This window comes from Pedobacter sp. GW822-FHT03F06 (genome assembly GCF_058801365.1).
The window spans coordinates 1-23,857 of record NZ_JBXANE010000011.1 but is presented as its reverse complement, the minus strand read 5'-3'; the positions used below and the strand labels follow the sequence as shown (position 1 = coordinate 23,857).

General features: G+C 40.7%; 21 protein-coding genes. 15 read left to right on the top strand and 6 right to left on the bottom strand.

What is annotated here, in order from left to right; translation table 11 throughout:
- The first annotated feature begins 126 nt into the window (after nucleotides 1–126).
- Nucleotides 127–717 (top strand): DUF502 domain-containing protein, encoded by a 591-nt coding sequence (locus tag AC1RJ8_RS18615; RefSeq protein ID WP_492956230.1) that lies wholly within the window; start codon nucleotides 127–129, stop codon nucleotides 715–717.
- A 10-nt stretch (nucleotides 718–727) separates the two neighbouring features.
- A complete protein-coding gene (arsC, locus tag AC1RJ8_RS18610; RefSeq protein WP_492956231.1) occupies nucleotides 728–1,072 on the top strand; it encodes an arsenate reductase (glutaredoxin) in 345 nt (114 codons plus the stop codon).
- Between the two features lie 453 nt (nucleotides 1,073–1,525).
- Here arsC and AC1RJ8_RS18605 read toward each other — a convergent pair whose 3' ends face one another.
- The 4 genes from AC1RJ8_RS18605 to AC1RJ8_RS18590 form a co-directional block, all read right to left on the bottom strand.
- Nucleotides 1,526–2,020 carry a hypothetical protein gene (locus AC1RJ8_RS18605; RefSeq protein WP_492956232.1) on the bottom strand — a complete coding sequence of 165 codons (495 nt, stop codon included), beginning with the start codon at nucleotides 2,018–2,020 and terminating at the stop codon, nucleotides 1,526–1,528.
- A 25-nt stretch (nucleotides 2,021–2,045) separates the two neighbouring features.
- Nucleotides 2,046–2,546 (bottom strand): hypothetical protein, encoded by a 501-nt coding sequence (locus tag AC1RJ8_RS18600; RefSeq protein WP_492956233.1) that lies wholly within the window; start codon nucleotides 2,544–2,546, stop codon nucleotides 2,046–2,048.
- A 239-nt stretch (nucleotides 2,547–2,785) separates the two neighbouring features.
- Complete coding sequence (locus AC1RJ8_RS18595) at nucleotides 2,786–3,493, bottom strand: LOG family protein (protein WP_029278019.1); 708 nt, start codon at nucleotides 3,491–3,493, stop codon at nucleotides 2,786–2,788.
- Nucleotides 3,494–3,510: 17 nt separating this feature from the next.
- Nucleotides 3,511–5,019 carry a sodium:solute symporter gene (locus AC1RJ8_RS18590; RefSeq protein ID WP_492956234.1) on the bottom strand — a complete coding sequence of 503 codons (1,509 nt, stop codon included), beginning with the start codon at nucleotides 5,017–5,019 and terminating at the stop codon, nucleotides 3,511–3,513.
- Between the two features lie 164 nt (nucleotides 5,020–5,183).
- On the opposite strand from AC1RJ8_RS18590, the gene recR reads away from it, so the two are divergent.
- The 4 genes from recR to AC1RJ8_RS18570 all read left to right on the top strand — a co-directional run bounded on the left by recR (nucleotide 5,184) and on the right by AC1RJ8_RS18570 (nucleotide 8,317).
- Complete coding sequence (gene recR, locus AC1RJ8_RS18585; RefSeq protein WP_492956247.1) at nucleotides 5,184–5,801, top strand: recombination mediator RecR; 618 nt, start codon at nucleotides 5,184–5,186, stop codon at nucleotides 5,799–5,801.
- A 121-nt stretch (nucleotides 5,802–5,922) separates the two neighbouring features.
- Entirely contained in the window at nucleotides 5,923–6,741 is an 819-nt protein-coding gene (locus AC1RJ8_RS18580; RefSeq protein WP_492956235.1) for an SDR family oxidoreductase, read from the top strand.
- A 133-nt stretch (nucleotides 6,742–6,874) separates the two neighbouring features.
- The gene (locus tag AC1RJ8_RS18575; RefSeq protein WP_492956236.1) at nucleotides 6,875–7,036 is read left to right on the top strand and encodes a hypothetical protein; all 162 of its coding nucleotides are present in this window, start codon (nucleotides 6,875–6,877) and stop codon (nucleotides 7,034–7,036) included.
- 450 nt (nucleotides 7,037–7,486) lie between these two features.
- On the top strand, nucleotides 7,487–8,317 hold the full coding sequence (locus AC1RJ8_RS18570; RefSeq protein WP_492956237.1) for an alpha/beta hydrolase: 831 nt from the start codon (nucleotides 7,487–7,489) through the stop codon (nucleotides 8,315–8,317).
- 340 nt (nucleotides 8,318–8,657) lie between these two features.
- On the opposite strand, the gene AC1RJ8_RS18565 is transcribed toward AC1RJ8_RS18570, so the two are convergent.
- Nucleotides 8,658–9,599 carry an ion channel gene (locus tag AC1RJ8_RS18565; RefSeq protein WP_492956238.1) on the bottom strand — a complete coding sequence of 314 codons (942 nt, stop codon included), beginning with the start codon at nucleotides 9,597–9,599 and terminating at the stop codon, nucleotides 8,658–8,660.
- 379 nt (nucleotides 9,600–9,978) lie between these two features.
- Between AC1RJ8_RS18565 and trpD the strand changes: the two genes are divergently transcribed.
- From trpD to AC1RJ8_RS18540, 5 genes are all read left to right on the top strand, one after another.
- Entirely contained in the window at nucleotides 9,979–10,968 is a 990-nt protein-coding gene (gene trpD / locus AC1RJ8_RS18560) for an anthranilate phosphoribosyltransferase (protein ID WP_492956239.1), read from the top strand.
- The gene (locus tag AC1RJ8_RS18555; RefSeq protein ID WP_492956240.1) at nucleotides 10,962–11,591 is read left to right on the top strand and encodes a phosphoribosylanthranilate isomerase; all 630 of its coding nucleotides are present in this window, start codon (nucleotides 10,962–10,964) and stop codon (nucleotides 11,589–11,591) included. Before trpD ends, AC1RJ8_RS18555 begins: the two co-directional genes overlap by 7 nt.
- Before the next feature lie 49 nt (nucleotides 11,592–11,640).
- A complete protein-coding gene (gene trpB / locus AC1RJ8_RS18550; protein WP_209435069.1) occupies nucleotides 11,641–12,822 on the top strand; it encodes a tryptophan synthase subunit beta in 1,182 nt (393 codons plus the stop codon).
- 106 nt (nucleotides 12,823–12,928) lie between these two features.
- Complete coding sequence (gene trpA / locus AC1RJ8_RS18545; RefSeq protein ID WP_116253251.1) at nucleotides 12,929–13,696, top strand: tryptophan synthase subunit alpha; 768 nt, start codon at nucleotides 12,929–12,931, stop codon at nucleotides 13,694–13,696.
- 312 nt (nucleotides 13,697–14,008) lie between these two features.
- Nucleotides 14,009–14,650, top strand: a complete 642-nt coding sequence (locus AC1RJ8_RS18540; protein ID WP_492956241.1) for an NAD(P)-dependent oxidoreductase — start codon at nucleotides 14,009–14,011, stop codon at nucleotides 14,648–14,650.
- Nucleotides 14,651–15,319: 669 nt separating this feature from the next.
- Here AC1RJ8_RS18540 and AC1RJ8_RS18535 read toward each other — a convergent pair.
- Nucleotides 15,320–15,763, bottom strand: a complete 444-nt coding sequence (locus AC1RJ8_RS18535) for a GNAT family N-acetyltransferase (RefSeq protein ID WP_492956242.1) — start codon at nucleotides 15,761–15,763, stop codon at nucleotides 15,320–15,322.
- A 180-nt stretch (nucleotides 15,764–15,943) separates the two neighbouring features.
- On the opposite strand from AC1RJ8_RS18535, the gene AC1RJ8_RS18530 reads away from it, so the two are divergent.
- From AC1RJ8_RS18530 to AC1RJ8_RS18515, 4 genes are all read left to right on the top strand, one after another.
- On the top strand, nucleotides 15,944–16,549 hold the full coding sequence (locus AC1RJ8_RS18530; RefSeq protein WP_492956243.1) for a TetR/AcrR family transcriptional regulator: 606 nt from the start codon (nucleotides 15,944–15,946) through the stop codon (nucleotides 16,547–16,549).
- Nucleotides 16,550–16,619: 70 nt separating this feature from the next.
- Nucleotides 16,620–17,822: an efflux RND transporter periplasmic adaptor subunit gene (locus tag AC1RJ8_RS18525; protein ID WP_492956244.1), complete on the top strand. Its 1,203-nt coding sequence runs from the start codon at nucleotides 16,620–16,622 to the stop codon at nucleotides 17,820–17,822.
- A 23-nt stretch (nucleotides 17,823–17,845) separates the two neighbouring features.
- Nucleotides 17,846–21,037, top strand: a complete 3,192-nt coding sequence (locus tag AC1RJ8_RS18520) for an efflux RND transporter permease subunit (protein WP_492956245.1) — start codon at nucleotides 17,846–17,848, stop codon at nucleotides 21,035–21,037.
- The gene (locus tag AC1RJ8_RS18515; protein ID WP_492956246.1) at nucleotides 21,024–22,430 is read left to right on the top strand and encodes a TolC family protein; all 1,407 of its coding nucleotides are present in this window, start codon (nucleotides 21,024–21,026) and stop codon (nucleotides 22,428–22,430) included. The genes AC1RJ8_RS18520 and AC1RJ8_RS18515 overlap by 14 nt, the downstream gene beginning before the upstream one ends.
- Nucleotides 22,431–23,857: the final 1,427 nt, after the last annotated feature.

Genomic DNA, 23,857 nt, shown 5'->3' with positions numbered 1-23,857 from the left:
ACACTTATTGCAAGGCTATGCACCCAGCACAAATGAACTAATGACACTTAGCACAAATGAACCAATGGCTAATGAACTAATGAACACTTAGCACAAATGAACTGAAAAAAATGTTATTTTTGCACCATGAATAAAGTCGGGAAAGCTATTTTAAACTATTTGATTAAAGGTTTATTAATTGTTGTGCCCATTGCCGTAAGTATTTTTATTGTAGTTTGGGCAGTTACAACTGTAGATAGCTGGTTGAATGTAAACAATATTTTAGGTGTAAATCCAAATACCGGCGAAAGCCGTAATATCCCTGGTTTAGGTTTGTTAACGGTTTTAGCCCTCATTTTACTGGCCGGTATCTTTGTAACCAATTTGGTAACTGAGCCCATGTACAATTGGTTTCAGCGGATTATGCAGCGGCTGCCCTTACTTAATTTTATCTATTCATCCATAAAAGATTTAACAGAAGCTTTTGTAGGTGATGAGAAGAAATTTAACCACCCGGTGCTGGTAGAAGTGGAGGGAGGACTAAAAAAGATTGGATTTTTAACGCAGAACGATCTGCATAAACTCAACCTGCCCGAAGAAGTAGCCGTATATTTCCCACTTTCTTATTCTTTTGCCGGTCAGCTTTGCATTGTGAGAAGAGATAAGGTAACTGATTTGCATATGACAGCAGCTGATGCCATGAAACTGGTGGTTAGTGGTGGTGTAAGTGGACTTTAAACATTTCTAAATGATTACGATTTATCACAATAACCGCTGTACCAAAAGCCGTTGTGCTTTAGTTGAACTTGAAAAAAGCGGAAAGGCTTTCGAGGTGGTTTATTATTTAGAAACGCCACCCAATAAAAGTGAACTAAAAGAAATTATTCGAAAACTTGGCATTAAACCATTGGAACTGATCCGTAAAGGGGAAAAGGTTTTTGCTGAAAATTATAAAGGAAAAACCTTGAATGATGAGGAATGGGTTGATGCCATGGTTGCACACCCTATTTTAATCGAGAGACCGATCATCATCTCAGGAGATCAAGCAGTCATCGCCAGACCGACCGAAAAAATAAAAGAGATTTTGGGATAATCCAATCGTCATTTCGAGCGGAGTGCAACGCAGTCGAGAAATCTATCTCGAGAGTGTTTTGGGATGTAGATCTCTCTCCCGAAAGTTCGGGACTGCGCTTCAGTCGAGATGACGGATCTTTATATAACTAAAAAATGCTAACCCTAGTCGTCGCCTCAATACGACATAAAATAGTTCCGTAACTTAAGTTTAGTATTTCCTAATGTTTTAGCGAAACGATTAGATCAGATCGTTTTGTGGTTATATCTGATGACTGCCTGCACACAATAGCCCTGATGGAAATGGAAATCCCTCTTTTGAGGTACGTCACCCTGAATTTATTTCAGGGCCTATAGAAGGATAGATGCTAACTCTGGTCGTAGCGTCTTGCTACAACATAAAATAGTTCCGTAACTTAAGTTTAGTATTCTCTAATGTCTTAGCGAGACGCTAAGACCAGATTATTAGTTTAAACTAAAAAATATTCTTGAAGCTAAACAGAATAAACATGAAAATAATAAAACCAACAAGCAACCTCGAATAGTATTCCCGGATAAAAAGCCCGCATAAAATCAGTTTATCGTCATCCACATTGCTATGTAACAGGCCATTTCCGCTTGAAGCATTGAACAAAATCTGTTTATCCTGATGGTCGTTTAACGACCACCGGCTTAACCAGCTGTTTTGAAAACTCCAGTCAAAAGTATCGCCAGAGGCGAATACAATTTTCGCTTTAAAACGCAGCCAGTCGTAAGTAATTATAGCTAAAACCTCATTCTGATTGTTCAGTAATTTAGTTTCAGGTTTAGAAAACCCTTCACTTTTTAACAGGTAAATACCTGCCTGGGTAGTGGCTATTGCCGAATTTTTCCACGAACTAAAATTCAGCGAAAATTTTAACAGTCCGTTGTTAAATACCTGATAATTGCTATCAAATAAACCTTTTCTCCAATTTAATACCTGTTCCATCTCACAAAAGGATTTAATTTCAATACTAATGGCGCATTGTTGATATCACTATAATCGGCATAAAGCAGGCAATAAGGGTAACTATCCGTTTGTTGTAAATATGCTTAATAAACAAACCTGATACAATCAATAATTCATTGTCTGTATCCGATGATATTGCACCACTATTGCTGCTTGCGTTATACGTGATGTGCTCGTTGTTATAATTGCTTACCGTAAACTGCGATTTCCATATTCCTGTTGATGTCCATTCGTACCGTTCGCCAGATTTTAAGCTGATTACGGCTTTTGATTTCCAGCTGTCGTAAGTAATCACCGCAACCAGTTCATTTGTTTTTCGGTCGATTACATTAGTTCTCGATTGCCAAAACCCCACATTGGAGAAGAAAAAATTTTTGTCATCAAACACGCCCTCTGCATCACTTCTCCAGTTTCCAAAAGAGATCATTCCCTTCTGAATGCCATCTACAAAGAGTTGAAAATCCCCGCTCAACCAATTACTTCTCCAATTGATAAATTTCGCCATGTTAGATACGTTTTATTTTAGATAGCAGTTTCCGTCAGTTGTTACAATAAATGAAGACATAAAAAAAGTGCTTATTGTTTGTAAGCACTTTTTCAGTTGGCAGTTAGCAGTGTGCAGTTTTCAGTTAACCAGTTTAAACCATTAACCACTTAACCATGGGCCACTAACCAATAAACCAATGACCAATGAACTAATGACCAATGACCAATGACTAATGAACCAATAGCCATTGAACCAACCTAGAAATTCGGTTTAAGTACATATTTATCGTAGAAACGGAAAATGTGCTCTGCAGCTTCCTCAGCAGTATCTACCAACCTGAAAAGGTTTAAATCTTCTTCGTGGATATTGTGTTCTTTCTGGAGCATTGTACCTTTAATCCAATCAATTAATCCACCCCAATAATCAACACCCACCAATACGATTGGGAAACGTGCAATTTTTCCGGTCTGGATTAAGGTCAAAGCTTCAAAAAGTTCATCCATAGTGCCAAAACCACCTGGTAAAACCACAAAACCCTGGCTATATTTCATGAACATGACTTTGCGCACAAAGAAATAATCAAACTCCAGCAATTTATTATGATCGATATATTTATTGTGGAACTGCTCAAAAGGCAACTCGATGTTTAAACCTACCGATTTACCTCCATTGGTGTGGGCGCCTTTATTACCGGCCTCCATAATACCAGGGCCACCGCCAGTGATTACACCATAGCCACGATCGGTTAATAATTTACCGCACTGCTCTGCCAATTGGTAGTATCGATGCGTTTGCGCTGTACGGGCCGAACCATAAATGGTAACACATGGGCCAATTTTAGCCAGTTTTTCAAAGCCGTCTACAAATTCGGCCATGATCTTAAAAATTTGCCAAGAATCTGTTACTTTAATTTCTTGCCAGTCTTTGTTTTCAAAAGCGCTTCTAATTTTTTCTTCACTCGTCATATACTGTTATTCTAATATTAAAATCTGGTTTGCGCATCGGTTTTTTTACTGATGAACAACAAGCCTATAAATGTGATTAAACCGTTAATCAAAATCAGTTCAACACTAAAAACGTAACCCCCCAATAAAGTGGTAGAATACGTGGAAAGCAAGTAACATAAAAAAGGTGATAATAAGCAAACTATCGGCACTAATTTATCGTGAAGACCACGTTTTTTTACAAATAATCCAAAACTATACAATCCTAAAAGCGGCCCATAGGTATAAGAGGCGATGGTAAAAATCAAACTGACTACCGATGAGCTGTTCAAGGCATTGATCACGATGATCACTAAAAACATCAGAATAGAAAATGCCACGTGTACGGTATGGCGCTTTTTTACGGCGTCTTTGGCATTTACATTTTCTGCCTTAGCCATACCTAAAAAGTCGACACAAAAGGATGTGGTTAAAGCTGTAAGTGCCGAGTCGGTAGTGGCAAAGGTTGCTGCCGTTAGGCCCAACATGAATATAATTGCAGGTACAGCGCCAAGGTTATTTAAAGCAATTTCAGGGAATAATAAATCTGTCCTAGGTTTCCCGGTAATGTGATCTAATGGAATATCGATACCGTTTTTCGCAGCGAAAATGTATAACAGGGCACCCACGCTCAAAAAGAAAACGTTAAGGATTACAAATACCCCTGTAAAAGTAAACATGTTTTTTTGTGCCTCTTTGATGGTGCCCATGCTCAGGTTTTTCTGCATCAGATCCTGATCTAAACCAGTCATGGCGATGGTAACGAAAATACCACCGATAAACTGTTTGCTGAAATAGAATTTATTGGTCAGGAAATCATCCAGGAAGAATATTTTCGAATAACTGCTGGTTTTTATGGTTTCGAATGCCTGTGGAATATTGAAATCGAGACTGCTGCAAATAAAATAAATCGTCAGGAAAACCGAAAGCACCAGGAAAAAAGTTTGCAGTGTATCGGTAATGATAATGGTTTTTAATCCACCTTTAAAGGTGTACGACCAGATCAGTGCCAACGAAATTAAAACCGTTAACCAGAACGGAACGCCATAATTATCGAATATAAAACGCTGTAAAACAATCACTACGAGGTATAATCTTGTTGCTGATCCCAACGTGCGGCTCAATAAAAATATCGATGCTGCTGTTTTGTAACTGTAATGCCCCAACCGCTTTTCGATATAGCTATAAATGGAGGTTAAATTCATCCGGTAATAGAGTGGAAGCAGAACGGTGGCGATGATGATAAAACCAACAGCATTACCCAGAACGAACTGGAAATATTGAAACTGGTTTCCGCTGGGTGCGCCAACTTCTCCGGGTACCGATATAAAAGTAACACCCGAAAGTGCGGTTCCGATCATCCCAAAGGCTACTAAATACCATTTAGAATTCCGGTTGGCGACAAAGAAAGTAGAATTATCAGATGATTTTTTTGAGGTTACGAATGAAATAATAATCAGCAGTAAAAAATAGCCGATCAGGAAACATAAGAGAATGGTTGGAGACATAGTTTTGTGTTAAGCTGATAAATGTAAAGAAAAGTATCAAATCAAGCAATATTCTTGAGTCGGAAGTCCGGAGTCCGAAGTCGGAAGTCAAATAGCCTAATGAACTAATGACGAATGAACCAATGACTATTGAACCAATGAACCATTTTACCTATTTTTGCATTATGAATTTTTCATCCAAACTGCTCGAAGATGCGGTAAACGAATTCTCGAAACTTCCTGGTGTAGGGCAAAAAACAGCTTTACGTTTGGTATTACATCTTTTAAACAAAGAGCAGGAGGAGGTAAACCAGTTTGGCAATACTTTTATAAAACTTAAGCAGCATATTAAACATTGCAGTACCTGCCATAACATTTCCGATTATGTGGTATGCGAGATCTGTACTTCGCCAAAACGCGATAAAGAAACCATTTGTGTGGTAGAAGATACCCGCGATGTAATGGCGATCGAAAATACCGGTCAATATTTTGGGGTTTACCATGTGTTGGGCGGCTTAATTTCTCCGATGGATGGCGTAGGCCCTTCCGATCTGTTTATTGATGGATTAGTAGTGAGAATGGCAGCAGGAGGGATTAAAGAGGTGATTTTAGCACTCAGTCCGAATATGGAGGGCGATACCACATTGTTTTACCTGTACAAAAGATTAAAGGAGTTTAATGTTCCGGTAACGACCATTGCACGGGGTATTGCTTTTGGCGGTGAGCTGGAATATACCGATGAAATTACGCTCGGCAGATCGATTGTAACCCGTGTGCCTTACGAAACTGCAATGATGAAATAATGGTAAAGCATCTTTTAGCCAAATTACATTAATGTAAAAAAATAAAAGCAGTATCCAGTCTTAATACTTGCTACTCAATACTCGCTACTTGCTACTCAATACTCAATACTTGCTACTATAAATGAACCTAAAAAATAAAGTCATCATTATCACTGGCGCATCGAGCGGAATCGGAAAAGCCTGTGCCGAAGAATTTGCTAAACGTGGGGCCAATTTGGTTTTAGCCGCCCGCCAATACGTAACGCTTTGCGAAATTACTGCAGACCTGGAGAAAAAATATAACATCAGGGCCGTGGCCGTTCAGGCCGATGTAAGCAAAGAAGCAGATTGCGAACTGATTATCAAACAAGCTTTGGTTTCGTTTCAAAAGATTGATATTCTGGTAAATAATGCCGGATTATCCATGCGTGCCCTGTTTAACGATCTTGATTTATCGGTGCTTAAAAACCTGATGGATGTAAACTTTTGGGGAACGGTTTATTGTACCAAATATGCTTTGCCCGAGATTTTAAAAACCAAAGGGACGGTAGTGGGCATATCATCAATTGCAGGTTACCGCGGTTTGCCGGGCAGAACGGGTTATTCGGCTTCTAAATTTGCAATGAACGGATTTATGGAATCTTTACGCACCGAATTATTAAAAACAGGCGTAAATGTTTTATTGGCCTGTCCTGGTTTTACCGCTTCCAATATCAGGGTAACCGCTTTATCGAAAGATGGTGCTGCACATGGCGAAACCAGTATGGATGAAGGCAAAATGATGACATCCGAAGAAGTAGCAAGCATTATTGCTGACGGTATCGAGAAACGTAAACGTACCTTAATCATGACCGGACAAGGGAAATTAGCCGTTTGGATGAACAAACTATTCCCGGCTTTTGTAGATAAAAAGGTTTTTGATCTGTTTGCGAAAGAAAAGAATCCGCTGATTAAGGCTTAAGGTACAAGGTTTAAGGCGCAAGGTAAATAGAATAGCGTATTGCGATTAGCGTTTGGCGTTTCGGTGCCTTTGTTGGCAGTTTAAGCTAGATGAATTGTCAGTCTGAGGGGTAATTTATTGTATAAAAATCAATATGAGTGACGTACAATCGTTTCCCTTTTCCTACTGCTCGGTCTTGCCTCTGCTCGCCGCCGCCGAAGGGCTCTTTCTTTTTGGCATCAAAAAGACCAGCGTAGCTAGCTTGAATGCCGTTGAAAACATAAAAGCCCATGAAAAAACAAAAACTGCCGGCTGAAAATTTTTCTTTCGAAGCTAGTAGGTTGGCTTGGACAGTGCAGTCCGATCCCGATAGCTATCGGGATGTTAGGCCGGACTTAAGTAGAACGGAGGTACAGTGCGAAGGCCCTGTTGGATGGAAATGCATCTTCTACAAGTCACTAACTATTAAATAATTAAATAACAACGTCAATGGTAGCGGAGTCGAAGACCCAATACAATTGTTTAGCACCTAGTCTCATATATTTTAGATAGAATAGAGCCTGAATAAATCTGATATCGGATCCGGGCTAGAGCGGTTGCGGTATAAAGATGAAGGGTTTAAGCCGTAAGGCTAATAGCGTTAGTGGGTATGCTTGGCGTCTATATCAATGTCTTGATACCTGATACTTTCTACTTAATACCCGCTACTAACAAATCCACCTTTACAACAATTTCGTTTATTAAGTGAAGAGATAAATCTTTTTTTATGTACAAATTCCTTGCTTTATTAATGCTGCTTTTTCAAACGATACTTTCTGCTGCACAGGTTAAAAAAGTAAAAAATATCAATTACGCAGGCAATGCTGATGAGGCCAATACGCTGAATATTTTTTACAAAAACGACAGCATAAAAGATAAACCTGTTCTGGTTTTTATTCATGGTGGCTCCTGGAGTAGCGGGAAGAAAGAAACTTATTGGTGGTTGGGTAGAAACTTCGCGCGGAAAGGTGTAGTTACCGTTATCATCAATTATCGCTTAGCACCAAACGTTCAGTACGAAAAAATGGGTGATGATTGTGCTTTGGCCGTAAAATGGGTACAGGCGCATATTGCCGATTATACTGCGAGTCCGGATAAGATTTTTGTAATGGGGCATTCGGCTGGGGCACATCTGGGCGAACTGATTAATGCCGATCCTAAATATTTTAAAAAAGCTGGAATTAAAAATCCAATTAAAGGGGTAATTCTCGACGATCCTTTCGGACTCGATATGCAGGAATATTTAACCACTGCCGAAAAAGACCATTTTTACTTCGATTTCATCAGAACTTTTACCGATCAGCCTGCAGTTTGGAAAGTGGCTTCACCATTGGATTATGTAAACAATATCAAAAATCCACACTTACTCTTTTATGGAAGCAAAACTTATGGTGCCATTAAATTGCAAACGCCGAGGTTATACGAAAAACTTAAAGCTAATAACGTTCCTGTAGAAATAAAAGAGATTAAAGGTAAAAGCCATGTACCGATGATCAGTCAGATGATTTTTGGCGGGAATCAATTGTATAAGGATATTTTGGGGTTTTTAGGGCAATAATTAACACCCCGTCCTGCGGACACCCCTCTGAAAGAGGGGAATTGCCTCTCATAGTTTTTATGCGATTTGCATTCCCCTCCTCTGGAGAGGTGCCTGAAAGGACGGGGTGTTTCTTTATTGCACCTAACCGAACCACCTAAACCCGACAGCAGCGAAAATCCTTTTTGTTTGCAGCAGCCTTAAATGGCCTTTCATCTGCAGCCTATGAAACAGATCCTTCGTACCTCAGGATGACAGGACCACAAAAAGATTGCAGCGTATGGCGGGACTACTGCAACCGACTAGCATCGAAACCTGCTTTCCAAAAAAAAGAAAAAAGCCTTTTAAAACAAGAATGGCCTTACACCGTCCGCGTAACCTGATCCAACTTGCTATAGTCCATCACCATTTTGCCTTCTTTGTTATGGTAATACATTTTATCAAACTTGGCATCCATTTCTATTTCCTCATCCTGATAACTGGTTCTGGTGTGGATGGTCTGAGAGAAAGTATCATCAAAAGCTTTGAGGATCACAAAAACTTCTACTTCGGCCTGCTGCAGCTCGGTTAACGATTTTTCGAAAAACGGACTTTCTTCGGTAATGGGGTGTACCAAAGTCCAGTTTAATGATAGGATACCGATTTTACTGCGCTCTAATGGCAAAGGATAAAACCTACGTACATGTTTACCATCAATGGTTTCATTGTACGACATCACCATCTGTACTTCAACCTCAATGAGCTGGTTGCGGCGGAGGTTCACCAAACGGCACATTAAGCCATGGCCATTCTCGTAAGGAGCAATAACCATTTTCTTGCTGAAACTCACTTTAGAAGTGGGCCGGCTAAAACGGCCATACAATAAACCTGTAGCCAGTGCAAAGGCCAATAAACCCAGCATACTCTCGAAAGCGGCAAGCACACTGGTAACAAAACCCTGTGGCGAAATATGGCCGTAACCCACGGTAGAAATGGTTTGGGCAGAAAAGAAAAAGGCATCAAAAAACTGATCACGAAGCGTTACACCTTTGGCACCGTTTAAATTTTCAATACCCACCACATTGTATAAAACAGCGAAAATTGTATTTACAACAAGGTAGGCAAGGAGGATGACAAAGAAAAAGCGCGGCCAGCTCATGGTAACCAAACGGGTATAGGTATCATCAAACTTAAACCAGGGCAGGCCTGTACGTTCGATATTTGCCGAACCATCGGGGTTGAGCATGCGCTGGTTTTTGGTTACCGGATTCGATCCGAAACCGAAATCATCATTAAACTGTACTTTTCTTTTAAAGAAAGCCATATATTTTTAGAAAGATTTTGGAATATTAAAAAACTATGTCAATATTTGCTTTATACAAACATGATAATTAAAAACTTAAATAACAATTGGTGGTGGCATAACGAAATTCGTTAGGCAAATTCTATTGTTATATATTTTAAAATATTTTAAACACAACGAAGAGGATTGCCCAAAAAGCAATCCTTTTTTTATGCAATTTTTTTAAACATCGCCCCGGTTCGTGTCTCCACGAAACGGAATATTTAGATGGTTTGTGGAGACACAAACCATGGCGAAATAAAGATAAATAAAAAAGGAACCACAGATGAGCACAGATACACACAGATTTTTATCCGTGTTCATCCTTTTCATCTGTGGTTAAATAACAATGGCAGTAAACATGAAAAAAATATTAAACCATTTATTCGAGAACAAGAGTTTTAGCAGGGAAGAGGCAAAGAACATTTTAATCTCCATTTCGGAAGGGGCATTCAATTCTTCGCAGATTGCCGCTTTTATTACGGCTTATGCCATGCGTAATATTACCGTGCAAGAGCTGCAGGGCTTTCGTGATGCGATGCTTGATATGTGCGTAAAAGTAAACTTGTCGGGTTACGATCTGATTGATCTTTGTGGTACTGGAGGTGATGGTAAAGATACTTTCAATATTTCTACTTTATCCTCATTTGTGGTGGCAGGTGCCGGTCATCATGTGGCCAAACACGGTAACTACGGCGTTTCTTCTGGCTGCGGTTCATCCAACGTAATGGAATATTTAGGTTATACTTTTACCAATAATGAGGATACTTTAAGGCGCAATTTAGATACCGCAGGGATCTGTTTTTTACATGCTCCGTTGTTTAATCCGGCAATGAAAATTGTGGCACCGATCCGTAAGGAACTGGGCGTAAAAACATTTTTCAATATGCTGGGGCCAATGGTTAACCCTGGTCAGCCGAAATATCAAATGGTAGGCGTGTTCAGTTTGGAGCTCGCCCGTTTATATGCTTATTTATATCAGGATACGGATAAAAGTTATACCATTGTACACGCGCTGGAAGGTTATGACGAGGTTTCGTTAACCTGTGATGTGAAAACCTTTTCGAACAAGGGCGAACAGATTTTAACCCTTCAGGATATGGGTTTTGATAAGGTTGATACTTATGCCATTAAAGGTGGCGATACCGTAGAATCATCAGCCAAAATATTTATGGATGTATTAAATGGTGAAGCCACTGATGTACAGAACAATGTGGTATTGTGCAATTCGGCACTGGCCATTAAAACCATAAAACCTGAAAAGTCTTTTGCTGATTGCTTTTATGAAGCGGAAGAATCGTTAATGAGCAAAAAAGCATTAAACAGTTTCAAAAAACTATTGGCATGTTAAAGTTAAAAGTTTGCGGAATGCGTTTGGCAGCCAATATTGCTGCGGTTGCAGAACTGCAGCCAGATTACCTGGGTTTTATCTTTTACGAAAAATCGCCCAGACTGATCAGCGATGTTTCTGCTGAATTGATCAAATATATTCCCGCAGAAATTAAAACTGTTGGTGTTTTTGTAAATGAAGATATTGAAAAAGTAAAGGATAAAGTAAACACATTGAAGCTAAAGGCTGTTCAGTTACATGGCAGCGAATTGCCCAAATACTGTGCAGCATTAAAATCAAGCTTTCCTGCTTTAGAATTAATCAAAGCTTTCGGAATAGATGAAGATTTTGATTTTTCAGGTCTCGAAGTTTATTTAAATGTGGTGGATTATTTTCTGTTCGATACCAAAACCAAAACACATGGCGGATCGGGAAAAACATTCGATTGGTCTGTTTTAGACCGATATACTTACACTAAACCCTACTTTTTAAGTGGCGGCATCGATTTAGAACATGCACCGGCCATAAAAGAAATAAATGACGAGCGATTATATGCCCTGGATATCAACAGCAGATTTGAAATTGAACCAGGTTTAAAGGATGCAGAGAAGATTAAAGAATTTATTAAAGAAATGAATAAATAGATTGTTATTCATAACCCTTGGTTTCAACCAAGGGAAAAAAGAAAAAAACATGAAATACAAAGTAAACGAAAAAGGATATTATGGAGATTTTGGAGGCGCTTACATCCCCGAAATGCTTTATCCAAACGTAGAGGAATTGCGTCAAAACTATTTAAAGATTATTGATGATGCCGATTTTCAAAAGGAATTTCATCAATTGTTAAAAGATTACGTTGGCCGTCCTTCACCTTTATACCTGGCCAAAAGATATTCAGAAAAATATGGTGCCAATATTTTCTTAAAAAGAGAAGATTTAAACCATACCGGTGCCCATAAGATCAACAATACCATCGGACAGATTTTACTGGCCGAAAAACTGGGTAAAAAAAGAATCATTGCCGAAACGGGCGCTGGTCAGCATGGTGTAGCCACCGCAACGGTATGTGCGCTGCGCAACCTTGAGTGCGTAATTTACATGGGCGAGGTAGATATCGAGCGCCAGGCACCAAATGTGGCCCGCATGAAAATGCTGGGCGCAAAGGTTGTTCCGGCAAGCTCCGGAAGTAAAACCTTAAAAGATGCCACCAATGAGGCGATGCGCGACTGGATCAATAATCCTGTTGATACACACTATATTATTGGTTCGGTAGTTGGCCCACACCCTTACCCTGATATGGTGGCCATTTTCCAATCGATTATCTCTGAGGAAACGAAAAAGCAGTTATTGGAGCAAACAGGTAGCGATCAACCTGATTATGTGTTGGCCTGCGTAGGTGGTGGCAGTAATGCCATGGGTATGTTCTACCATTTTATGGACGATGAAAATGTTAAACTCATTGCTGTTGAAGCAGCAGGAAAAGGAGTGTCGAGTGGGTTTTCTGCGGCAACCACTTATCTGGGGAAAGAAGGTGTTTTGCACGGTAGCAGAAGTATTTTAATGCAAACGCCAGATGGACAGGTGGTAGAACCACACTCGGTTTCAGCAGGCTTAGATTATCCGGGTATTGGCCCACAGCATGCACATTTGTTTAAAACCGGTCGTGGCCAATATGTTTCCATTACCGATGAAGAAAGTTTAGAAGCGGGTTTGCTTTGCACCCAATTGGAAGGGATTATTCCGGCCATCGAAAGTGCACACGCCCTGGCTTACTTAGAAAAAATGGAATTTAAAGCTGGCGAAAACGTAGTGGTTTGCCTTTCAGGCCGTGGCGACAAGGATCTGGATACTTATATTAAATATTTTAATCTGTAGAAGAATCGTCATTGCGAGGCACGAAGCAATCTTAATGCTTTGGGTTAGCCTCCTAGCGAGTGTAGTAGGATTGCTTCGTGCCTCGCAATGACGGAAAAAGAAAAACATGAACCGAATTAAACAACTCTTCCAGGAGAAGAAAAATATATTATCAATATACTATACTGCTGGTTATCCAAACACTGGCGATACCATTAAAATTGCAGAAGCACTGGAAAAATCAGGTGCTGATATGCTCGAAATCGGCTTTCCTTATTCCGATCCTGTTGCCGATGGACCGGTAATTCAGGCGAGTAGCAAACAATCGCTCGATCAAGGCATGACACTTAAGCTGCTTTTCGAACAGTTGAAAGACTTGCGTAAGACCGTTACCATTCCTGTGTTGTTAATGGGTTATGTAAACCCTGTTTTGCAGTTTGGAGTAGAAAAATTCTGCGAAGCCTGTGCCGAAGTAGGCGTAGATGGCTGTATTGTTCCCGATCTGCCGATGGTAGAGTATGAGGAGTTCTATAAAGATTGCTTCGAAAAACACAACCTGAGCAATGTGTTTTTAATTACCCCTCAAACGGCTGAAGAACGGATCCATAAAATTGACGGTTTAACCAATGGATTTATTTATTTATTATCATCGTCGGCCACAACGGGTAAAAACCTTGAGGTTGGTAATACTACCGAGGCTTATTTCAGCAGGATTAAAAACCTGAATCTGAAGAACCCAACCATGATCGGTTTCGGGATCAGCGATAAACAGACTTTTGATAAGGCCTGTTCATACGCCAACGGTGCCATTATTGGTACGGCTTTCGTTAAAGCCATTGCTGATGGAAATTTAGAAGAAAGTGTGAGCAACTTTATGAAGAAGTTTAAAGCTTAGTTTTTTGACCACAAAGGCACATTCAGTCGGTTCGTCATTTCGACCGTAGTGGAGAAATCTAACTAGATAGATCTCTCCGCTTCACTGCGTTCCGGTCGAGATGACGATGTTTATTAATTAATTCTCATCTTGAGCGGAGTCGAAGGATCTCCATTCCGTTTGCACTTAATTCGAAATTGTATTTTTTTCCTAAATTAGTACCATTAAAATCTCTTTATAAAATATAACTCAAACAGAATTCAATTCTGACATTCCCTTATTGTTCTGATCAAGGGATAAACTATTATTTTCTAAAATTTTATAAAGAACATCATGCAAGATTTAAGAATTGCTTTAATTGGTGCCACAGGTAAAGCTGGTGCTTATATTTTAAAAACGTTATTGGTGCAAAAAATCAGGGTGAAAGCTCTTATCAGAAATCCTGAAAAACTTCAAACCCGTCATGCTTCGCTGGAAATCGTAATTGGCGATGTAAAAGATGCCGAAACAGTACATGCGCTTATCGAAGGATGCGATATCGTAATCAGTGCATTGGGGATGGGGCAACCTGTAAGCGAAAAAACAATCTTTACGCAATCGACAGGTAATATTCTAAAAGCAATGGAAGCCATTCACCTGAAACGTTATATTGTAATTACCGGGATCAATGTGGATACGCCTGACGATGAAAAAGATGCGAAGACTCAATTTGCTACCCAATGGATGTACGATAACTATCCGGTTTCCACTGCAGATAAACAAAAGGAGTACGAGCACTTAACCGCAAGCAATCTCGATTGGACTTTAATCCGGTTGCCCATGATTATCCAAACCGACGAACAAACGCCTGTAGGCACAAGTTTGCTTAATTGTAGTGGCGAGCAGATTAATGCGGCTAATTTAGCACAGTTTATTATTGAGCAGTTAGGGGAGAAGGCCTTTGTAAAACAGGCACCTTTTATCTGGAATAATTAGATTTATAACTTTTATCGTCATTGCGAGGAGACACGACGAAGCAATCTTTCATACTAGCGATCCTGCTAGAGAGATTGCTTCGTCGGCTGAAAAGCCTTCTCGCAATGACGATCATTCTCTCAGACCGTCACCCTGAACTTGTTTTACCGCGTAGCTTTCCGCTTCGCTCCAGGTCAGGGTCTTGGTAGTTAAAACTTATTATGGTTTTTCACTATATAAGAAATGTAAGAACATAAGGCATTGCGCTTATATGTAACTTATATGCCTTATGTGGTTCAGTCCTTCGACGGTTTTGTCTTGGTGGTAAGTCTTTTCTAGGCTACATCGTCATTGCGAGGCACGAAGCAATCTTACAACTATCGCTACTAGCGATCGCATTAAGATTGCCACGTCGGCTGAAAAAGCCTTCTCGCAATGACGATCAATCTATGGATCCGCCACCCTGAACTTGTTTTACTGCGTAGCTTTTCCGCTTCGCTTCAGGTTAGGGGTTTAGTGGTTAAAACCTTCATTATGGTTTTTCACCACATAAGAAATTTAAGAACATATGAGCCATGGAGCTTATATATAACTTATATGGTTCAGGCTTTGGCGGCTATCACTGCCCTTTGAATATAGCAATAAACATCTCCGTGTTAGTCCGTGCCTCCGTGGCAATAAATCTCACTACTAAACAATCCGTTTCACCCAATCCTCATAACTCATCTCAAATTTCACTTCTCCTTTATTTACCATGCCTACTTTCTTCCAGCCTTGCCTGGTATAAAATTCTTCAGCGCGGGTATTGGGCGCTGTACCCAGCCAAACCGGCTCATGCGTTTGATCGAAATACCAATCTATCATTAACCGGTGCAGTTCTTTGCCAATGCCTTTGCCTTCAAATTCCGGACGAAGGAATAGCGCCCAGATATTATGCTCCTTTAAATCTACGATGGAGAACCCAACTACCTCTCCACCTATTTCGCAAACCCATCCTTTGCCGCGTTGTGTAATAAATTCTTCGCAATCTTTGTCAGTAACCAGCGCCGGATCTGACAAAGTGTTCTCTTTTACCGTATGTCTGACAATTTGTATCGCAGCTATGTCAGTTGTTTTTGCTTCGCGGAAAATCATTTTTTATATTTTTTGAGAAAATTAATTTATTCGGAATGTGCTTTTAAACACTTTAATCGTTGATTATCAGCTGTAAAACTAAGCAATAAAATGTTTATGACAAATGAATGATTGTCAATTCTGGAATTGGTTCTACATTTGCTTAACGGTGTTAGATTATTTACACCTAATATTCCAGTCATGGGAAGTAAAGAAAGAATTCTACGTTTAAAAGATGAAACCAGGACAAAAATTCTGGATGCTGCCTTGAATATTGTTCAAACAGAGGGTTGGCAGGCATTGAGTATGCGTAAAATTGCCGACCAGATTGAATATACTGCACCAATTATTTACGAATACTTTTCTAACAAAGATGGCATCTTACTGGAACTCACCAGAAGGGGCTATTTAATGTTGGCGAAAGATATCCGAGAGGCCAGGGATAAACACGAATCTCCGGAAGATAAAATGGAAGCCATGTGGATTGCCTACTGGAACTTCGCCTTTACCCATAAAGAATTTTATCAATTGATGTACGGTGTGGATATGGTTTGTTGTACCGTTAAAAATTCAATGCCCGAAGCCGAAAACATAGCTGGTATGTTGGGCGACGTAATTGAATCTTTATTTGAGAAGCAACCCGTTTCTGATAATGATATCTGCATGAAGTATTACACTTATTGGTCTATCATCCATGGTTTAATTTCCATCAACCTGGTTCGCCCGAATGGAAGAACAACAGACGAGTTAAACCAACAGATTTTAAAAGATGCCATCAAGGGCATTACATTATCTATTAATAGTTAATTTTTTTTTTACAACGTAATTTAACACTGTTAAATTATTATACACTCTAATTCCAATTAAATTTAATCATATGAAATCTCTACACCGCTTGTACCCCTTACTTAACACTGTTAAACGGTTTAATAGCATTAAGTTATTGTTAACAATTTCTCTTCTATCTATAATTCTGGTGAGTTGTAAGTCGTCTCCTGATCAGGCTGCAGCTGCACCACCGCCACCGGCACTGCCTGTAAGCGCGATTAGCTCGAGCACAGAAACCACGTTTATTGAGTACCCGGCCTCTATTCAGGGTGCTGTTGATATCGATGTAAGGCCACAGGTGAGCGGTTACTTACAAAGCGTTTTGGTTAATGAAGGCGCTTATGTAACTGCCGGACAAACCCTGTTCAAAATTAACGAAAACCCTTACCGCGAGGCTTTAAACAATGCCAAAGCAAGTTTACACGCTGCAGAAGCGGCTATTTTAAACGCTCAATTGGAAGTTGATAAATTAACACCACTTGTTCAGAATAAGGTAGTATCTGATTTTCAGTTAAAAACAGCCAAAACGGCTTATAAAATTGCACAGGCAAATGCCGAACAAGCCAGAGCCAGCGTAGCTTCGGCACAGATTAACTTAGGTTATACTAATGTTAAGGCTACAGTAAGCGGTTACATCGGCCGTATCCCTAAAAAACAGGGAAGTTTGGTTTCTCCAACAGATCAGGTTGCTTTAACACAATTATCAGATATCCACGAAGTACATGTTTATTTCTCCCTTGCAGAAAACGACTTTAACAGTTTTAATGCAAATTATCCAGGTAAAACACCTGCCGACAGGATTAAACACTTACCTGCAGTAGAACTTTTATTGGCTGATAATTCTGCTTACCCGATTAAAGGTAAGATCGATATGATCGATGGTCAGTTTGATAAAAACACAGGTGCCATTACTTTAAGGGCCAGTTTCCCTAATGCAAGTGGCGTTCTTCGCTCGGGTAATACCGGTAAGATCCGTTTAGGTTTACAGCACGATAATGCTATTCTGGTACCGCAGTCATCAACAGTAGAAATGCAGGATAAAGTATTTGTATTTACTGTAGGCGACAGCAGTAAGGTGAAAAAACAATCCATTACCATTGTTGGTAAAGCCGGCGAAAATTACCTGGTTAAAGACGGGGTAAAGGTTGGTGACCAGATCGTATTGAGTGGCGTTGATAAATTACAGGAGGGCATGGTGATCCAGCCTCAAAAAGCAACAGATAAAGTAGCTGTTGCAAAAACAAAAAATTAATAAGACATAAAATCTAAAAAGTCATGTTTCAGAAATTTATAGACAGGCCTGTACTTTCGACTGTTATTTCCATCTTATTGGTAATAGTTGGTATACTGGGCTTAACAAAGTTGCCCTTAGAGCGCTTTCCAAATATCGCACCTCCGTCGGTATTGGTAACCGCAGTGTACCCAGGGGCCAATGCCGAAACGATTTTACGTTCGGTAACTCCATCATTGGAGGAAGCAATTAATGGTGTAGAGAACATGACATACATGACCTCCAGCGCCAGTAACGACGGTACCTTGGCCATCACCGTTTACTTTCAACAGGGCACCAACCCCGATCAGGCAGCGGTTAATGTGCAAAACCGGGTTTCGCAGGCCACAAGCCAGTTACCTGCAGAGGTTGTACAATATGGTATCACTACTACCAAACAGCAAAACAGCTTTATTGGTGCCATCGGTATTTACTCAGAAGATCCAAAAAAATACGATGCCGTTTTTGTAAATAACTATGCGCAGATCAATATTATTCCCGAACTTAAACGTATCCCTGGTGTAGGTTCTGCCAGTGTATTTGGCGGTATTAAAGATTATTCGATGCGTATCTGGTTAAACCCAAGTCAATTGGCCACTTACAAAATTACACCCAATGAAGTGATCACCGCCATTCAGGACAAAAACCTGGAAGCAGCACCTGGTCGCTTTGGGGAAAGAAGTAGTGAGGCATTTGAATATATCGTTAAATATAAAGGTAAACTGACCAAACCAGAGGAATATCAGAATATTGCGATCCGTTCTAATTCTGATGGTTCTATATTACGTTTAAAAGATGTGGCCCGTGTAGAACTGGGTGCTTATAGTTATGGTAGTGTTAACCGTTTAAACGGACATGATGGGATTACCATTGGTGTAATCCAGTTATCAGGCTCTAATGCCAACGAAATCCAGATTGCCATTGATAAACTGTTGGCGAAACTATCAAAAGATTTTCCTGCAGGTATTAAATTCAACCAATTTTACCGTACTAAAACCGATCTTGATGAATCCATCAATCAGGTGGAGCACACTTTGATAGAAGCCTTTTTACTGGTATTTATCGTTGTATTTATCTTCCTTCAGGATTTCAGGTCTACCTTAATTCCGGCTATTGCGGTTCCGGTGGCAATTATCGGTACCTTCTTTTTCATGCAGCTGTTCGGCTTCTCTGTTAACCTTTTAACCCTGTTCGCACTCGTACTGGCCATTGGTATTGTGGTAGATGATGCGATTGTGGTAGTAGAAGCGGTGCATGCCAAAATGGAAGAAAACCCTTCGCTTAGTCCGAGGGCGGCAACTACCGAGGCAATGAATGAAATTACCGGGGCCATTATATCGATTACACTGGTTATGGCAGCGGTATTTTTACCGGTTGGCTTTATGACCGGCTCTACAGGTATATTCTACAAACAGTTCGCCTTAACCATGGCTATCGCCATCATTATCTCGGCTGTTAACGCCTTAACCTTAAGTCCTGCGCTGGCGGCCTTATTTTTAAAGAACAAACATGCCGAAGGTGGTCATAACGCGCCTAAAAAAGGTTTTGTAGAAAAGTTTTATGCAGGTTTTAATGGTGGTTTCAATTATATGACCAACCGTTATATTGGCGGCTTAAAAGTGCTTATCCGTAACAAATGGATCAGTATGGGCGGACTTGCCCTAATCGTTCTGGTTACTATTTTTCTGGTAGGCAGAACAAAAACAGGCTTTATTCCTACAGAGGATCAGGGTTTTGTGGCTATCGCTGTTGCCAGTCCATCGGGAACATCATTGGCCAATACCAATAAAATATTAAAACAGGCTGAAGCAGAGTTAAGGGCTATGCCATCAGCAAGATTTGTGATGTCGTTGGCTGGTTACAACTTTTTAACGGCATCAAACAGTCCGTCAGCTGGTCAGATTTTCTTATTGTTAAAACCAAATGAGGAAAGAGGGGCCGTAAAAAATATCGATGAGATCCAAAATATTGTAAGGGCTAAAATGGCAGCCATATCTGCCGGTACCTTCTTTGTATTCAGTTTCCCTACGGTTCCGGGCTTTAGTAACGTGGAGGCCATGAACGTGATGTTACAGGATAAAACGAACGGCAGGCTGGATAAATTTAGCGGTGTAGCGAATAACTTTATTGGAAAGTTAATGGCGAAACCGGCTATTGCTTATGCTTTTACTTCTTATAAAGCAGATTATCCGCAGTTGCAACTGGATGTTAACGATGAAAAGGCTGATCAATTGGGCGTAAGCAAAAAAGACATCCTTCAAACCATGCAGACTTATTTTGGTACTGCGCAGGCATCAGATTTTAACCGCTTTGGTAAATACTACCGTGTAGTGGTGCAGGCTGATGTTGCCGACCGTACCGATCCTGCAAGTATTGATCGTGTGTTTGTGAAGAACAAGAACGGTGAAAGTGTGCCGATCAGTACCCTGGTTAAATTAACCCGTGTATATGGTTCGGAAACGGCTTCGCGTTATAACCTGTTTAACTCTATCGAGGTAAATGCCATCCCTAAACCAGGTTTCAGTTCTGGTGATGCAATTAAAGCGATAGAAGAAACCGCCAGAGAACAATTGCCAACCGGCTATGCTTACGAATTCTCCGGACAAACACGTGAGGAGATTTCTTCAGGCGGACAGTCGACAGTGATATTCCTACTTTGTTTGGTGTTTGTTTACTTCTTATTATCAGCACAATATGAGAGTTACATCCTACCATTGGCGGTAATCTTATCTATCCCTACAGGTGTATTCGGTGTGTTTGTGGTATTGGGTTTAACCGGTATCGAAAATAACATTTATGTACAGGTAGCGCTGATTATGCTGATCGGTTTGCTGGCTAAAAATGCCATCCTGATTGTAGAGTTTGCCGTACAGCGACGAAAGGCAGGACTCAGTTTGGTTGATTCGGCTATAGAAGCAGCAAGATTGAGGATCAGGCCGATCATTATGACTTCACTCGCCTTTGTGTTTGGTTTGTTCCCGATGAGTATTGCAACAGGTCCATCGGCACAGGGTAACCACTCCATCAGTATCGGTGCAGCAGGTGGTATGGTGTCGGGTGTAATTTTAGGTTTGTTCATCATTCCGGTACTCTTTGTCATCTTCCAGGCTTTACAGGAAAAAATATCAAAAAATGAGGTTGTTCACCACCATGGAGAACCTGTAAATAATAATCATGTAGTTTATGAAACGGTTTAATATCATTACCATCCTGCTCCTTGCTTTAATCTGGAGCGGATGTTCGGTTTCGAAAGATACAGCCCTGCCAAATATTGCGCCAGGCTTGTTCAGAAATTCATTGCCTAAAGATTCTTCGAGTGTTGGCAGTATGCCATTGAAGAGTTTTATCAACGACCTTACTGTTCAGAATTTAATTGATACAGCTTTGGTTAAAAATTACGATATGCAGATTGCATTGAAAAATATAGATGCAGCCGAAGTATTGTTCAAACAATCGAAATTGGGTTATTTACCTGAACTGAAATTGCAGGTGGCAGCAAGTTCGAGCCGTCCGTCTGATAACAGTTTAAATGGTTTAAGCCTTAACCAGTTTACAGGCTCAACACACATTGAAGATTACAATGCTAATCTGGGTGTGGTTTGGGAAGCCGATATCTGGGGTAAAATCCGTAACCAAAAAGCTGGCGCTTTAGCCAGTTTTTTGCAGACAGAAGAGGCACGTAAAGCCGTTCAAACACGCTTGGTGGCCAATGTTGCGCAAGGTTATTACAACCTGTTAATGCTTGATGCGCAATTGGAAATCGCGAAAAAGAACTTAAAACTGAACGACAGTACCTTAAGGATTATCAATTTACAGTTCGATGCCGGTCAGGTAACTTCATTAGCGATACAGCAAGCGCAGGCACAGCAGTTAAATGCGGCACAGTTGATCCCCCGTTTGGAGCAGAACGTAACCTTACAGGAAAATGCTTTAAGTGTATTGATCGGTACTTTGCCAAAAACCATTAACCGCGAGAGCCGTTTAGATAAAATGAATATTCCGCAGGATTTAAACGCAGGTTTTCCTTCATCTATGTTAAGCCGCAGGCCTGATATTAAAAGTGCCGAACTGGCGCTTACCATTGCCAATGCAAAGGTGGGTGTAGCGAAAGCCAGTTTATATCCATCGCTGGTGATTACCGCAAGCGGAGGCATTAACTCTTTTAAAGCCAGCAACTGGTTTAATGTACCAGCATCTTTGTTCGGTTTAGTTGGAGCAGGGATTACCCAGCCAATTTTTCAACGCGGACAGTTAAAAAGCAATTTAGAACTGGCTAAAATCGACCGCGAGAAATCGGTGATTCAGTTCCGTCAGTCGGTATTAAATGCGGTTGGCGAAGTGTCTGATGAGTTAACGAAAGTAGAGAAGTTAAAAACTCAATACAGCATTGCTGAAAAAAGAGCGCAGACTTTACAACAGGCCTCAAGGAATGCAAGTTTGTTGTTTAAAAGTGGTATGGCGAACTATTTAGAGGTAATTACCGCACAGGGTAATTTATTGCAGAGCGAACTGGAGTTAACTACGATTAAAACAGAGCAGTTAAATGCAGTTGTCGGTTTATACCGTTCATTAGGCGGCGGCTGGAATTAATTTGTAAAATACTATATATGAGCCTATAACATCTTTAAGGTTTTATAGGCTTGTGTATAAATTTAGGCACTAAGAGCGCGATGTTCTTGGTGCTTTTTTGTTTGGCGCTGTCATCATAACATCAATTCCGTCATTGCGAGGAGGAGCGACGAAGCAATCTTACTACTATGGGTTATCTGCGATTTGTACCAAAATTATTCCGTTATCCAGATTACAAACACCGTTCGTCATTCCCGCGCAGGCGGGAATCTTAAAGCGTTGGCTATTCTTTTCCTTTGCGCAGGCTTGCCTCGGCTCGCCGCCGCCGAGGGGGCTCTTTCTTTTCTCTTGATAGAAAAGAAACAAAAGATCAAGGCTTGGATCTGATGTCGGATAAATTAGTCAAAGCTTTATTGGTCGCCAGCACAAGCCCTCCCGAAGAATGTTCGGGACAAGCTTATGAAGGATCGGGGAGGGTGTGCTGCCTCGGGGTAGTGGTAGGTCGAAAGGAGGTGCAAAAGCTTTAACGTTTTCTCCTTCCATCATATCCTATGCCAGATAGCAGGGCGGAGATAGCATGGGGCAGTGGATTTATCGCGTCCTTTCAATCGCGGTCAATTTATCATCGTTGTATTTTCCTCCGGTTTTTTGTCATCCTGAGCGTAGTCGAAGGATCTCCTTCCATCATCTCCTATGCCGGATAGCAGGGAGCAGAGAAATATTATGCGTAATTTCTATTTCGTTTAATCCGTCATTGCGAGAAGGCTTTTTCAGCCGACGAAGCAATCTCATTAGTGGTGTTTTTATCATTAAGTCATTTCTATCTCGATCAGCCCGTCATTCCAGCGCAGGCGGGAATCTTAAAGCGTTGGCTATTCTTTTCCTTTGCGCAGGCTTGCCTCGGTTCGCCGCCACCGAGGGGGCTCTTTCTTTTCTCTTGATAGAAAAGAAACAAAAGATCAAGGCTCGCATCCGTTTTTTATGTGATCATATTGTTTTTTATAGGTATAAAAGATTGCTGCGCAATTCTTGTAAAAAGCGACGGAAATCTCAATTGCGGCAGCATCGAGGCTCTTACCCTTGCTTATTCCACCGCTCCCGCTTGATCCTGCCTTGGGCTGTGGGGTTATGAGGGGGACTGCAAAGATTTCCGTGCTTTTTCCTGCGAAAATCTGCCAGGCCGGGTAGCAGGGCGGAGATAGCATGGGGCAGTGGATTTATCGCGTCCTTTCAATCACGGTCAATTTATCATCGTTATATTTTCCTCCGGTTTTTTGTCATCCTGAGCGTAGTCGAAGGATCTCCTTCCATCATCTCCTATGCCAGATAGCAGGGAGCAGAGAAATATTATGCGTAATTTCTACTTCGTTTAATCCGTCATTGCGAGAAGGCTTTTTCAGCCGACGAAGCAATCTCATTAGTAGTGTTTTTATCATTAAGTCATTCTA

Excerpts from the sequence above, each read along its gene's own strand:
- AC1RJ8_RS18615 (WP_492956230.1), top strand. The coding sequence starts at position 127 with ATGAATAAAGTCGGGAAAGCTATTTTAAACTATTTGATTAAAGGTTTA.
- arsC (WP_492956231.1), top strand. The coding sequence starts at position 728 with ATGATTACGATTTATCACAATAACCGCTGTACCAAAAGCCGTTGTGCT.
- AC1RJ8_RS18605 (WP_492956232.1), bottom strand. The coding sequence starts at position 2,020 with ATGGAACAGGTATTAAATTGGAGAAAAGGTTTATTTGATAGCAATTAT.
- AC1RJ8_RS18600 (WP_492956233.1), bottom strand. The coding sequence starts at position 2,546 with ATGGCGAAATTTATCAATTGGAGAAGTAATTGGTTGAGCGGGGATTTT.
- AC1RJ8_RS18595 (WP_029278019.1), bottom strand. The coding sequence starts at position 3,493 with ATGACGAGTGAAGAAAAAATTAGAAGCGCTTTTGAAAACAAAGACTGG.
- AC1RJ8_RS18590 (WP_492956234.1), bottom strand. The coding sequence starts at position 5,019 with ATGTCTCCAACCATTCTCTTATGTTTCCTGATCGGCTATTTTTTACTG.
- recR (WP_492956247.1), top strand. The coding sequence starts at position 5,184 with ATGAATTTTTCATCCAAACTGCTCGAAGATGCGGTAAACGAATTCTCG.
- AC1RJ8_RS18580 (WP_492956235.1), top strand. The coding sequence starts at position 5,923 with ATGAACCTAAAAAATAAAGTCATCATTATCACTGGCGCATCGAGCGGA.
- AC1RJ8_RS18575 (WP_492956236.1), top strand. The coding sequence starts at position 6,875 with ATGAGTGACGTACAATCGTTTCCCTTTTCCTACTGCTCGGTCTTGCCT.
- AC1RJ8_RS18570 (WP_492956237.1), top strand. The coding sequence starts at position 7,487 with ATGTACAAATTCCTTGCTTTATTAATGCTGCTTTTTCAAACGATACTT.
- AC1RJ8_RS18565 (WP_492956238.1), bottom strand. The coding sequence starts at position 9,599 with ATGGCTTTCTTTAAAAGAAAAGTACAGTTTAATGATGATTTCGGTTTC.
- trpD (WP_492956239.1), top strand. The coding sequence starts at position 9,979 with ATGAAAAAAATATTAAACCATTTATTCGAGAACAAGAGTTTTAGCAGG.
- AC1RJ8_RS18555 (WP_492956240.1), top strand. The coding sequence starts at position 10,962 with ATGTTAAAGTTAAAAGTTTGCGGAATGCGTTTGGCAGCCAATATTGCT.
- trpB (WP_209435069.1), top strand. The coding sequence starts at position 11,641 with ATGAAATACAAAGTAAACGAAAAAGGATATTATGGAGATTTTGGAGGC.
- trpA (WP_116253251.1), top strand. The coding sequence starts at position 12,929 with ATGAACCGAATTAAACAACTCTTCCAGGAGAAGAAAAATATATTATCA.
- AC1RJ8_RS18540 (WP_492956241.1), top strand. The coding sequence starts at position 14,009 with ATGCAAGATTTAAGAATTGCTTTAATTGGTGCCACAGGTAAAGCTGGT.
- AC1RJ8_RS18535 (WP_492956242.1), bottom strand. The coding sequence starts at position 15,763 with ATGATTTTCCGCGAAGCAAAAACAACTGACATAGCTGCGATACAAATT.
- AC1RJ8_RS18530 (WP_492956243.1), top strand. The coding sequence starts at position 15,944 with ATGGGAAGTAAAGAAAGAATTCTACGTTTAAAAGATGAAACCAGGACA.
- AC1RJ8_RS18525 (WP_492956244.1), top strand. The coding sequence starts at position 16,620 with ATGAAATCTCTACACCGCTTGTACCCCTTACTTAACACTGTTAAACGG.
- AC1RJ8_RS18520 (WP_492956245.1), top strand. The coding sequence starts at position 17,846 with ATGTTTCAGAAATTTATAGACAGGCCTGTACTTTCGACTGTTATTTCC.
- AC1RJ8_RS18515 (WP_492956246.1), top strand. The coding sequence starts at position 21,024 with ATGAAACGGTTTAATATCATTACCATCCTGCTCCTTGCTTTAATCTGG.